This window comes from Paraburkholderia terricola (assembly GCF_900142195.1).
Lineage (GTDB): Bacteria > Pseudomonadota > Gammaproteobacteria > Burkholderiales > Burkholderiaceae > Paraburkholderia > Paraburkholderia terricola.
Map to the genome: position 1 here is coordinate 1 of NZ_FRAB01000066.1, position 12144 is coordinate 12144.

A 12144-nucleotide genomic window follows, 5' to 3' on the forward strand; every position below is an offset into this window, starting at 1 on the left:
TACCAGCCGAGCCCGCGGGCGTTTCCATCGGTCCTGCGCGAGCCGGAGTACGGCCCGGATGACGTGGTGCTGCGGGTCAAGGCAAATGGCGAGCTACGCTTTGAAGGACGGCGCCTGAAGGTCTCGAAAGCACTTTACCGGCTGCCGGTTGCAGCACGCGCAAAGGACGGCGAAGACGGCGTATTTGAATTCTGGTTTGCCCATCACCGCATCCTCACCCTTGACCTGAGGAGCGAAAACCGCTGACCATAAAGTGTCAACGATGTCCTCGCACGTTCGTCAACCATGTCTCCGGTCTGTACACGGCCGGCAAAGAGAAGTAGGTGCCGCCCCGCACAGGGGCAACGCCAATAGACCACTAAGCCAGCAAGGAAAGGCCAACAAACCAAGGCCAACAAACCAAGCCCAACAAACCCAGCCCAACAAACCCAGCCCAACAAACCCAGCCCACAACCCAAACCGCCGAGCAGGCAAAACCCGTCACCTACTGCATAGCCGCATAATACTTAGCCAACCCATCAATCTCCGCAGAAGTCATCTCCCGCACCACATTCCGCATCTGCTCGTTAATGTCATTCCGCCGCGCGCCGGAAGCAAACGCCCGCATCTGCGCAGCGAGATAGACAGACGACTGCCCGCCAAGCCAGGGCGCCGCGCCTTTGCGATCGAGTTGCCCATGACAGGCAGCACAAGGCGCGATATTGCGCCGCGGATCACCCTGCATCGCAAGCCTCACGGCATTCGCATCCGGCTGCGCACCGGTCGGCAAAAGCTCGGCCGCGGTCGCGCGCGGCAACGACGCATAGTAAGCCGCCAGATCGTGCAGATCCTGATCGCTGCGCGCCGCGATGATCGGCTGCATGATCGCGTTCTTGCGCACGCCCTTCTGATAATCCCGCAATTCCTTATAAGTCACGTCGGCATATTGCCCGGCCAGCGCAGGCGCCGTCACCTGCACCGTGCCCAGCACGCCGTGGCACATCGAGCAGTTCTGCGTCGCGATCGTCGCGCCGCGGCCGATCGAATTCGCGTCGGCTCGCACGCGGTGCAAGGGCGGCAAAACCACCACGTCGCTCGGCGCCGGGCCGGCGATGTTGGCACCGCCGTACCAGCTCGACGGCGTGCCTGCGGCGCTGCAAATCGTCGCCCACAAGCCGCGCCCGGCGAACGAACTATTCGCCGAGGGTAACCAGATAAAGCCGATCAGTATCGCCACGACGGCAATCGCAAGCGTGCCGCCCACGCTCACCGTGAACCACGGATTGCGGAAGCTGAAGACGCGTTCCTGATTCATCGATGTGCTCCGACGACCACCGCGGGCACCGACGTCTGCGGCAACTTGAGCAACTGCACGATCGGCACACTGTAGCTGACAACCGTCAGCCCGATCATCAACGCCACCCACAAGCCGAAGCTGTTGAGCGCGGCAGGCACGCGCTCCACCGGATGCACCGCGCTCGCGAACTGGAAGCGCTGCTGCTCCACCGCCGGTCCGAATTGCGACTTCGCGAGGATGTAGACGAACAGCACGCCGGACACCACCAGGATCAAGCCGCCCACCGCGGACATGCCCACCCAGAACGCCTGCGCTTCCATCCCCGGCATCGTGTAGTCGTAGTAGGCCATGCGGCGCGGCGCGCCGAGCAGGCCGACGTAGTGCCAGGGCAGCGTCACCACCAGCATGCCGATGAACCACAGCCACAACTGCGTGCGCACCAGCTTCAGCGAGACGATCGCGCGGCCGGTCAATTGCGGCCATAGTTCATACGCGATCGCGAAGTACATGATTACGATCGCGCCGCCGAAGATCAGATGGAAGTGCCCGGTCACCCACTGCGTGTTGTGCACCGTCGAGTTCAACTGGTAGCTCATGTTGATCAGGCCGCCGGCGCCGCCGAGACCCAGCATCACGAACGAAAACGCGATTACGAGCATCATCGGGTTCCGCCACGGCAACGCGGTGAGCCAGCCGAACGCGCCCTTGCCGCCGCGCAGCCTGCCGGCGATTTCCACCGACGCGCAGATCGTGAACACCGTCAGCAGCGTCGGCACCGACACCATGCCGGTGAACACCGCATGCACGAACTTGAAGCCCGAACCGACCTGCGGATCGACGAACAGATGGTGAATGCCGATCGGCATCGCGAATACGAGGAACAGGATGAACGACACGCGCGCCATCGAGTCGCTATAGAGCCGTCCGCCGATCGCGCGCGGCACCAGCGTGTAATACGCGATGTACGCCGGTATCAGCCAGAAATAGACGATCGCATGCAGCGTCCACGAGAACAGGACGCGTGAGAGGCCGGCGTCGATCGTGCTGGTGAGACCGAGCGCGACCGGCAGGATCTGGAACAGGATCTCGAGCGCCGCGCCGAGCGCGGTCCACGCCCACAGGTAGGCGCCCGCCACGTTGGCGAACATCGCGAGCGGCACGGCGCGGCCGGGATTGGCGCGTTTCCAGATGCGCAGATTCACGTGCATCAGCGCGACCCAGATCCACGAGCCGACCACCACCAGCACCACGCCGATGTAATAGAAGGCGCTGCCGATCATCGGCGGATAGAAGGTGTAGAGCACCGAGGCGCTGCCGAGCGCGACGGGCACCATCGCCATCACGGCGCCGATCGCCAGCATGATGAACGCGGCCCACGCCCATTTGAGTCCGGCGAGCCGCTGCGCGAGCGCGAGTTCGACGATCGCATAGCCGAAGCCCATCGAGACCAGGGTGGGCAGCACGTAGGCCATCACCGAGCCATGCGCGGTTACTGAGCGGTAGTAGAGCTCGGGGTCGCCGACCCACGGCGCGAGGGGGCTGCGTACCAGCATCTGCCAGGCGCCGAGAAGCAGCGCGATCAGAAACGCGATGAAGGCGAGCCAGAAATGCGCGAGAACGAGTCGCTTAGCGTGAAACACAGCTGAGTCTCCGGGATTGTCGGGCCTGCTCGAAGAAGGCGGCTTTGTCGATCACTTTCACGTGCGCCCACATGGCCTGGTGGCCGAAGCCGCAGAACTCGTGGCACGGCATGGTGTGATCGACCGGTTTGTCGAAGCGCGTGTTCAGCGTGGCGACGTATCCGGGCACGACCATCGTGTTGATGTTGGTGTCGGTGACGAGCAGGCCGTGCACGACATCGGCGCTGGTGGTGCGGATCGTGACCGGCGTGTCGGCGGGCACCAGCAGACATTGCGGCGTGAACGAATACTGCTGCGCGACGAAGCGCACGACCACCGAGCCGTCGGGCTCCACCGCCGTGCCCAGGTTGTCCTCGACGAATTCGCCGGACAGTTGCAGCCGCGAGGGATCGATCGTCTCGACCCGCGACGGCGGCATCATCGCCCAATGCAGCCCCGAGTACACGATGACGGCCAGCATCAGCAGGATCAGCGCGCCGGCGAAAATCGCCCAGCGGCGCTCGGCGCGCAAGGCGACCGCGTGGCCGCCCGATGAATGATTGGAATCGGTCGACATGATCAGTGAACGACGCCGCGCGGCAGGAACACGAAAAAGTAGAAGCCGAACCAGATCGCCATGACGATCAGCGTGGCGACGCCGGCTACGGCAATCGCGCCATGCGGGCCGGCCGCGATGACGCTTTCCACCTCGTCATCGGTCGGCGCGGGGGCGCTGCGGGTATCGTTCGCTTCCATCAAAAGTCTCTCCAGTGCAGCGGTTCAATGCAGCGGCGCGTTGCGTAGCTCGTTGACGTCGCGAGCCGTCACCGGCTGGCCGTGATTGCCCCACGCGGTGCGGATATACGTGACGACGGCGGCGGCGTCGGTGTCGTTCAGTTCCTGCGCGAAAGGCGGCATGCCGTAAGGCTCCGGATTGCGCATGGTGCCCGGCGGAAAGCCGCCGTTGAGCACGATACGGATCGGATTCACCGCCGAGTCCATTTCGATCGACTGGTTGCCGGCGAGCGGCGGGTAATGCTGCAACTTGCCTTCGCCCTTCGCGCCGTGGCAAATCGCGCATTTGTCGGCGTAGATCTTTTCGCCGAGCGCGAACACGTTGGTGTTGGTCGGCGCGGACGGCCCCGACTTGCGGCCGCGATTGTCCGGCAACGTCTTGAGATACACGGCCATCGCCTTCACGTCCTCGCCCGTCATGTACTGAAGGCTGTGGTAGGTGACTTCGGCCATCGGCCCGTACACGGCGCCGCGATCCGAAATGCCCGCTTGCAGCAGATCGACGATGTCCTTGATGCTCCAGTCGCCGAGACCGCCGTCCTTGTCGGACGTGAGCGACGGCGCGTACCAGTTCTGCACCGGAATCAGGCCGCCCGCGAACTGCTCGCTCTGCGACGAGCCGCCGAGCATGTTGATCTTGGTGTGGCACATCGTGCAGTGCCCGAGCCCTTCGACCAGATACGCGCCGCGGTTCCATTCCACCGACCTGGTCGGATCGGGCTGGAACTCGCCTTCGCGGAAATACAGTGTGCGCCAGCCGTACAGCAGCTTGCGCTGATTGAACGGGAAGCGCAGCGTGTGCTTGTGGTTCGGCTCGCGTACCGGTTGCACGCTCTTCAGGTAGGCGAAGATCGCGTTCGAATCCTCGCGCGTGACCTTGGTGTATTGCGCGATCGGCATGGCCGGGTACAGCAGCCTGCCGTCCTGCGCGAGGCCGGTGCGCATCATCTTGAAGAATGCTTCCTCGCTCCACGTGCCGATGCCGTATTGCGCGTCCGGTGTGATATTCGGCGAATACAGCGTGCCGAACGGCGTCTCCATGGCGAGGCCGCCGGCGAACAGCTTGCCGCGCGGCGCGGTGTGGCAGGCGACGCAGTCGCCGGCGCGCGCCAGGTACTCGCCGCGTTTGACGATGTCGGGGCGGGTATCGGCGTTGGCGTCTGGCGTCGTTGCAGGCGTCGCAGGCGTCGCAGCGGGCGTGGCTTCGGCGGCGCGTGCTTCCTTGATCAGCAGCACATGCGGTGCGCGCGGCAGCACGACGCTCATGACCAGGCCGGCAACCAGCGCACCGCATGCGAGCGACGCGACTGCGTGGCGGCGCTTGTTCGCGACGTCAGACAGAGAGCGCAGGGCGCGAAGCGCGCGCGAAAGGCGAGAGGTCGACTTCATTGCGGTTGGCTCCCGCATGCGAGAGGCAGCCGCTCGGCGGAGGCCGGTGCAGGCCGCGGATCGGCCGGGCGTGGCTGGCGCGCGAGCCAGCTCGATACCGCGGTGATGTCCTTGTCGGTCAGCTTGACGGCGATCGCACGCATGCAGTCGGGCGCGAGCGCATGACGCGTGCCCGAGCGCCAGGTGCCCATCTGTCCGGCGATGTAGCTCGCGTGCAGTCCGAGCAGACCAGGGATGCCGGGCTGTTTGCCGGTCATGCGCGCGCCGTGACACGCGATGCATGCGGGTATCTTGCGCGCCGGGTCGCCTTGCGTGACGAGGCGCTCGCCGGCGGCAAGCACGGCCAGCGCGACTTCGCCTTGATCGGCGTTGGGGTAGGGCGGCTGGAGGTCGGCGAAGTACTGGCTGATCTTGCGCAGATAGTCGTCGGGCAGAAACGCCAGTAGATAGCCCATTGGCGGATACGTGCGGCCGCCGTCGCGGAATGCGGTCAGCTGATTGAACAGGTAGTCGGCAGGCTTGCCGGCGATACGCGGGAAGTAATCGTTGTTCAGGCCTTGGCCTTGCACGCCATGACACGAGGTGCACGCACGCACGCGCTCGTCCATGGCCGAGGGCATGGTGCCTGACGTGTTGGCCGCGGCGAAAGTCGCGCCGCTCCACAGGACGTAAAGCACAAACAGAACCGAAGATCCAAGAGTTCTACGATGCACGCCAAGCCTCGTTTAGGGACGTTCTTTTTCTCGAGTTATTTTCGATCGATCATCCAATGGATTCATTCGCGAATCCAATGAACGATGCATGACAAATCAGCCCATCTTTCTTTTATAGCGACTGCGTGAACGACAAATCGGAACGGATTTTGAAGGATAACGGTGTCGACTCGATGCGGCGATGCAATAGCCTGGCAAAACAATAATCCGCGCTGAATGCGCCATGAGAGGCGGCTTTCGGGCTGCGGAAATCAACGCATGACACATTGGGCATCGTGTAGCAGTTGCAGGAACTCATCCCATGCGTCAATGGAAAGGCCAAATGGCTACCTGACCATCATAGGCGGCGATTAGGGGCCTTTCAATCATTCAATGACACGCGCTTCGAACACGTACGCGATCGGGCGAATGTGTTCGCGAATGTGATCGATTAGTGTTGGGTGGCGCGCTTTCAAAGGATTCTGCCAGCCGTCGGTCGCAGCTGGCATGACATAGATCAACTGAACAGCCGCATGAGTGCCGTGCGTGCGTTGCTGACCCGTTCGCTTTCACCCACCCGCCCCGGCAACAGATGAAACTCGACCGCGGGCAATGCGGGTAAGCCGACATTCGCCGGGCATGCCACGACGCCGCCGCCGATCGATGATTCGTTCAGACACGAGATGCCGAGCCCCGCCTTCAACGCCAGTTGCAAGCCGGCGACTCCGGACGCGGAATGCGACACGAGATACGGCACCTTGTGCTCGTCGAGCAGCTTCACGACGAAGCGCTGCAACTGGCAACTCGACGGCAGCAGGACGAGCGGATAGGGCGTGGCCGGCCGCGGGTCCGCGTCGGCGGCGCGGACCCACAGCAGTTTTTCGCGCCGCACGACGGTGCTCGGCGCACGGGCGCGCGGGTTTGCGGAGCGCGTTTTGCCGGTGACGAGCCGCAGCGAGAGGCCGATGTCGAACGATGCGTCGTCGCCGGCATGGCTGTCGATCACGGCGCTCGGCAATACGGTGACGTGCAGTTTCAGGCGCGGGTGCTGTTCCGAGAACGTCTTGAGAATGCGCGCGATGTCGTGCGGACGGTAATAGTCGGTGATCGCGATGCGCAATTCGCCATCGAGCGAGCGGCCTTGCAGGTCTTCGAACGCCGCTTCGCTCATTGCGATGATGCGCCGCGCGTGATCGAGCAGACGGCTGCCGGCCGGCGTGGCGCTCACGCCCTGCTTGCTGCGGACGAAGAGCGGCTGGCCGGCGCGCTCCTCGAGTTTCTTCAACTGCTCGCTCACGGAAGACTGCGACAGGAACAGTCGCGCCGCGCCCGCCGAGACGCTGCCCGATTCCGCGAGGGCGACGAAGGTCCGCAACTGCGTCAGGTCGAATCCACGTTGGCTCATGATTCGGTATATCCGATGGATGTTATCTAAATTTCCGGCTTTTCCGATGGAATGCCCAGCCGTAGGATACCTCCAGATTTCTTTACGGAGGGGTGTGATGGCAAACGGATCGGTTGACGCGGTTCGCGCGTTGGGTGAGCGCGGGGCGAGCCATCGGTGGAAGGTGCTGGGAGTCGGCTTCGCGGCCAATGCGAGTTTTTCGGCGGCGTTCTCGGGGATCCCGACGACCGCTGTTTTTTTGCGTTCGGGCTATCACCTCGGCAACGACGGCCTGGGGCTGGTGCTTGGCATGCTCGGCTTGGGCATCGCGGTGAGCGAATTGCCGTGGGGGCTCCTGACCGATCGTTGGGGCGACCGCCGGGTGCTGTTGCTCGGACTGCTTTCGACGGCAGCCGCGCTGGCCGGGCTCGCATTGTTCGTGGTGCCGTCCGGCGGTTACGTGCCGGGCGTCGCGACGCTCGCACTCGGCCTGTTGCTGATCGGCCTGCTGGGCGGCAGCGTCAACGGTTCGAGCGGCCGTGCGGTGATGGCCTGGTTTCAGGAGGGTGAGCGCGGGCTCGCAATGAGTATTCGACAGACGGCAGTGCCGGCGGGCGGTGGGCTCGGTGCGTTGTTGCTGCCGGTGCTGGCATCGAGGTTCGGTTTTGCCAGCGCGTATGCGGTGTTGGCCGCGGCGTGCGGGGTCACGGCGGTGTTCGCATGGCTGTGGCTGCATGAACCTTCGCATGCTGATGCGGGCGATGTTCGCGCCGGTCGCAACGCAGTCCAAAACGCGGTGATGGCCGAGGGCGCGCCCCCGAAGGTTTCACCGTTACGCGACATCGGCATCTGGCGTGTGGCGCTCGGCGCGGGAGCGCTGTGCGTGCCGCAGCTCGCCGTGATCACGTTCGGGACTGTGTTCCTCCACGATTCCGGCCGCGCCGGCGTGCTGGCGATTAGCGTGACGATGGCCGCCGTTCAGGCCGGCGCTGCGGTCGCGAGGGTTTGGAGCGGGCGTTGGACCGACCGGAATCGCAATCGCAGGCCTTACATGCGTGCATGCAGCTTGACGACCGCCGCGCTGTTCGCATCGCTTGCGTTGCTGACGGGTCTCGCCGGTACGCATGGCGCGGCGATGACGGCGGTGTTTGCGCTGATGATCGTGCTGGGCGGCGTGAGCGCGTCGGCGTGGCACGGCGTCGCCTTCACGGAACTCGCCACGCTGGCCGGCACGAGTCGCGCGGGCACCGCGCTGGCGATCGGCAACACTTGCGTCTTTCTCACGCTGTTCGTCACGCCGCTCGCGATCCCGCCACTTCTGACAATAGGTTCGTGGCCGCTGGTGTGGGCTGTGGCCAGCGCATGCGCGCTGATCGCATGGCCGATTCTTCCGCGCGCGGCGCGCGAGGCAAAGACGAGCGCCGCGCGAGCGTGTGATGCGACCTGACGTGACAACGCTGCCGATGTGCGATGCCATCCGAACCGCGACATCAGATGCGGTTCGCGCAGGCATTAACAGCGATGGAAATATTCGTTTTGGGTCATTCCGCGTTTTTCTTTTAATAGAACCGCAATGGACCGTCAGTTTCTTTGCCGGATTCGGAACACTCCGATTTCGCTGGCGAGTGTAGCGATGATTTTATGAGCGGCTTGGCGCATTCATGCCGAGCCAAGGTGCCGTTAAAGCATGCGCAGAGCGTGTCAATACTCTGCGCTTTTCGCTGATTACACCTACAACAAAGAGACAAAATCATGGCGAACACTCGAATTATTCTGGCGGACGATCATCCCTTCGTTTTACTTGGCGTCCGTTCCGCGCTGGACGCCCATGTCGGCGTCAGCGTTGTTGGCGAGGCGATCACTCCCACGTTATTGATCGAGTTGTTGCGGAGCACGCCATGCGATGTGCTCGTCACCGACCTCTCGATGCCCGAACCCTCCGGCGCCGTCGAAGATGGCCTCAGCCTTGTCAGGCGAATCCGCGATGAATGGCCGCTGCTGCGCATCGTCGTGATGACAATGCTGACGAACGCCGCGATTCTTCGCGCCGTCGTGTCAGACGGCGCCGTGAGTGCGCTCAGCAAGACAGAATCGATGGATCAGCTTTGGCAAGCGATCGAGGCGAGCCGCAGTGGTGGAACGTACCTCGGGCGTTCGATCAACGAGGCGCTCGCCGAGTCGTGGAAGGAGGAGCAGGAGCCGCCGCCCGTTGCGCGCTTATCGAGGCTGCAGGCGGAAGTGGTCAAACTGTTTGTGAGCGGCCAATCGATTTCAGAAATCGCGGCGGCGCTTGGGTGCCATCGTCGTACGGTCAGCCGGCAAAAACGCGAAGCGATGGTCAAACTTGGCGTTACTAACGGTCCCGGACTTTTCTCTTACGTCCGTGCGCACGGAATTCCTAGCTTTGAATCGCATATCTAATCAATTAATCAGACCGATTGAATAAGCCATTTCGGAGCGATCTTATGTCTATTCTCCTAGGAATGTTTAATGATCGCCGCAGAGCCAGTTTCTTCGACGAAAGAGGCCGGAACTTCAAGGTAGGGGGAGATAAACAATGAACGACACAGCAGATATAAGCGCACCCATCAGAGCCATCATCGCAGACGATCACCCGCTCGTTCTACTGGCGATCGAGAACCTGATGGGTGGATATCCGAACATGCGGGTCGTCGGTCGCGCTGCTGACGCCACCGAACTTTTCCAGGAAGTCGATCGCAAACCCTGCGAACTGGTCCTCATGGACCTATACATGCCGGGCGGCTTCGATGGCGATGGACTCGAAGCGGTCAGGCAGTTCAAGCTGCGCTACCCGGATATCGCGCTCGTCGTGCTCACCATGGAAACCGAGCCGGCTGCGTTGCAAAAGGTCATTTCGCTCGGCGTGGATGGACTGGTAAGCAAGCGCGACCGGATCGATCTGATTCACGTGGCGGTGATAACGGCGCTGGCGCGCGAATGCTATCTCGGGCCCGCGGTGCGCTCGCTGATTGCGCAGGCAATGGTGAACCGGCGGCTCGATTTCGTACGGCAGATTCTTTCGCGTCGTGAACTCGAGGTGTTCACGCAATATGCGTCAGGGCTCGGCGTCACGGAAATCGCGGCGCGTTTGGGCCGCAGCGTCAAGACCATCAGCGCGCAAAAATGCACCGCGATGCGCAAGCTCGATCTGAACAGCGACGCTGAGTTGTTCCGCTTCGCTGCCGAGTACGGGGTGGTTCCCGAGGAGCGCACGCAAAACTGATAATCAGTGGGCGAGGCGTCGCGCCGCAGCGGCGCGACGAACAGAAGATGTATTGGCACAGCCCGGGGAAACACATCGCGTGCAGGGCGGGCCAGTCGATAAGACAACAAAAATGACACAAAAAATCCGCGTTATCGTTGCCGACGATCACGACTGCGTTCGTGTCGGCGTTCGGCGGTTGCTGCAAGCCGTGCCACATATCGAAGTGACCGGCGAGGCGGCCGACACTCACAAGCTAGCTGAACTGATCGACAGTTGCACATGCGACGTCGTCGTATCGGACATCAGCATGCCCGGCATTCACGGAGGCAGCAATGCAGTGCCGTTCCTGCGGCGCCTGTTGCGGGCGCGACCGCATCCTCACCTCGTCGTGCTCACGATGATCTGCCATGCACACATGCTGACAGGTCTTCTCCACATCGGTGTCAGCGGAATCGTCGATAAACGCGACGCCGCCACGGACTTGATCGATGCAATCGAGGCTGCTGTTGCTGGCGGCGTTTATCTGTCGGAACAGGCTCGCCTCGCGATAGAAGCGGCTGATACGCCGCTGCAGCTTCGAGCGGGTGTGCTGAGCGCACGAGAATGGGAAATCTTCCAGCTTTATGTGCAAGGCCTGGCGGTCCATGAAATCGCGGCGCGCCTGCAACGCAGCGGAAAAACGATCAGCACGCAAAAGCGCAGCGCGATGCGCAAGCTCGGGCTCGAAACGGAATCCGATCTCATTGACTACGCACGGCAAATTGGGCTGGCTTGAGCGCCGTCGGAATTTTCGATCGCACCGGTCGATGATTTGGAGTTTAGGACTGTTCTGATTGGTTGGTGGACGTTGCCGTCTCATAGTTCTGAATTGGCTGCGCCTTTGCTTCATGCTTGTCCAACGAGAGCATTCGTTTGGTCATGCTGAGCAGTAGGAAGCCGGGAAAATTCAGGCAGATGTCTTGCGGCAATTACGAGTGATGCCGTCTGCCTCGTAGAGATAAAACGGGAGGCGGCATGGTCGCGCTAGGTAAGCGATTGTTGGTGGAGGGCGCGGGAACGGCTTGGGTTGTCTTCGTTGGATGCGGCACCGTGGTATTGAATACGAGCGGAATCCAGCAAGGGTACGATGTACTCGAAATGTCGCTAGCGTTCGGCGTCGCGCTTGCCACGGCCACCTACTCGTTCGGTAGCATCTCGGGCGCGCATTTCAACCCCGCTGTCACTGTTGGCTTCGCGATCGCGCAACGTTTTCCGGTCAGGGACCTGTTGCCATACATTGCCGCGCAGCTTCTGGGGGCCATCGTCGCTTCAGCGCTGCTCGTTTATGTGGCGAGCGGCCGACCCGGATTCGAACTGGCCGCTAGCGAATTTGCGGCGAATGGTTTTGGCGCCCATTCGCCCGCCGACTATCAGTTGCACTCGGCGCTGATCATCGAGTTCGTGCTGTCCTTCGTTTTTGTCCTGGTGTACCTGTTGACGGCGTGCCGGCAAGAGCGGGGATGGGTCGCGCCGCTTATCGCTGGCGCTTGCCTGATGCTGGCCTACATGGTGTCGATTCCGGTCACCAACGGCTCGATCAATCCCGCCCGCTCCACGGCTCAGGCGTTATTTGTCGGCAACTGGGCCTTGGACCAGCTCTGGCTGTTCTGGGCCGCGCCAATGTCAGGCGGCATCGCGGCCGGCGCGCTGTTCTCCTTCCTGCGTGGCAGACCAGACTGGTCCGCCACGCCCGCCCATGGGCAGGGCGAAGTTGCGTGAACGCG

At 62.6% G+C, this 12144-nt stretch carries 12 protein-coding genes and 1 pseudogene; 6 read left to right on the top strand and 7 right to left on the bottom strand.

Features of this window, described 5'->3' with window-relative positions; genetic code table 11:
• Window positions 1-246: pseudogene (locus BUE39_RS35025) on the top strand (IS481 family transposase); the annotation flags it as partial.
• A gap of 238 nt (window positions 247-484) precedes the next feature.
• On the opposite strand, the gene BUE39_RS31540 reads toward BUE39_RS35025, so the two are convergent.
• The 7 genes from BUE39_RS31540 to BUE39_RS31565 form a co-directional block, all read right to left on the bottom strand.
• Window positions 485-1294 carry a c-type cytochrome gene (locus BUE39_RS31540; RefSeq protein ID WP_073432545.1) on the bottom strand — a complete coding sequence of 270 codons (810 nt, stop codon included), beginning with the start codon at window positions 1292-1294 and terminating at the stop codon, window positions 485-487.
• A complete protein-coding gene (locus BUE39_RS31545; protein WP_073432546.1) occupies window positions 1291-2916 on the bottom strand; it encodes a b(o/a)3-type cytochrome-c oxidase subunit 1 in 1626 nt (541 codons plus the stop codon). Before BUE39_RS31545 ends, BUE39_RS31540 begins: the two co-directional genes overlap by 4 nt.
• Window positions 2903-3472 (bottom strand): cupredoxin domain-containing protein, encoded by a 570-nt coding sequence (locus tag BUE39_RS31550; RefSeq protein WP_073432547.1) that lies wholly within the window; start codon window positions 3470-3472, stop codon window positions 2903-2905. Before BUE39_RS31550 ends, BUE39_RS31545 begins: the two co-directional genes overlap by 14 nt.
• A gap of 2 nt (window positions 3473-3474) precedes the next feature.
• Complete coding sequence (locus tag BUE39_RS35290) at window positions 3475-3651, bottom strand: hypothetical protein (protein WP_167363320.1); 177 nt, start codon at window positions 3649-3651, stop codon at window positions 3475-3477.
• Window positions 3652-3675: 24 nt separating this feature from the next.
• Window positions 3676-4956, bottom strand: coding sequence for a c-type cytochrome (locus BUE39_RS31555; RefSeq protein WP_412534876.1), 1281 nt, complete (start codon window positions 4954-4956; stop codon window positions 3676-3678).
• Window positions 4957-5075: 119 nt separating this feature from the next.
• A complete protein-coding gene (locus tag BUE39_RS31560; protein WP_073432549.1) occupies window positions 5076-5792 on the bottom strand; it encodes a c-type cytochrome in 717 nt (238 codons plus the stop codon).
• 496 nt (window positions 5793-6288) lie between these two features.
• Window positions 6289-7176, bottom strand: coding sequence for a LysR family transcriptional regulator (locus tag BUE39_RS31565; protein ID WP_073432550.1), 888 nt, complete (start codon window positions 7174-7176; stop codon window positions 6289-6291).
• A gap of 97 nt (window positions 7177-7273) precedes the next feature.
• Here BUE39_RS31565 and BUE39_RS31570 point away from each other — a divergent pair, with 97 nt between their 5' ends.
• The 5 genes from BUE39_RS31570 to aqpZ all read left to right on the top strand — a co-directional run bounded on the left by BUE39_RS31570 (window position 7274) and on the right by aqpZ (window position 12139).
• A complete protein-coding gene (locus BUE39_RS31570) occupies window positions 7274-8602 on the top strand; it encodes an MFS transporter (RefSeq protein WP_073432551.1) in 1329 nt (442 codons plus the stop codon).
• Window positions 8603-8907: 305 nt separating this feature from the next.
• Window positions 8908-9576 carry a response regulator gene (locus BUE39_RS31575; RefSeq protein WP_073432552.1) on the top strand — a complete coding sequence of 223 codons (669 nt, stop codon included), beginning with the start codon at window positions 8908-8910 and terminating at the stop codon, window positions 9574-9576.
• Between the two features lie 136 nt (window positions 9577-9712).
• A complete protein-coding gene (locus tag BUE39_RS31580) occupies window positions 9713-10399 on the top strand; it encodes a response regulator (RefSeq protein WP_073432553.1) in 687 nt (228 codons plus the stop codon).
• A 112-nt stretch (window positions 10400-10511) separates the two neighbouring features.
• The gene (locus BUE39_RS31585) at window positions 10512-11156 is read left to right on the top strand and encodes a response regulator (protein WP_073432554.1); all 645 of its coding nucleotides are present in this window, start codon (window positions 10512-10514) and stop codon (window positions 11154-11156) included.
• Window positions 11157-11395: 239 nt separating this feature from the next.
• Window positions 11396-12139: an aquaporin Z gene (gene aqpZ / locus BUE39_RS31590; RefSeq protein WP_073432555.1), complete on the top strand. Its 744-nt coding sequence runs from the start codon at window positions 11396-11398 to the stop codon at window positions 12137-12139.
• The last annotated feature ends 5 nt before the right edge of the window (window positions 12140-12144 follow it).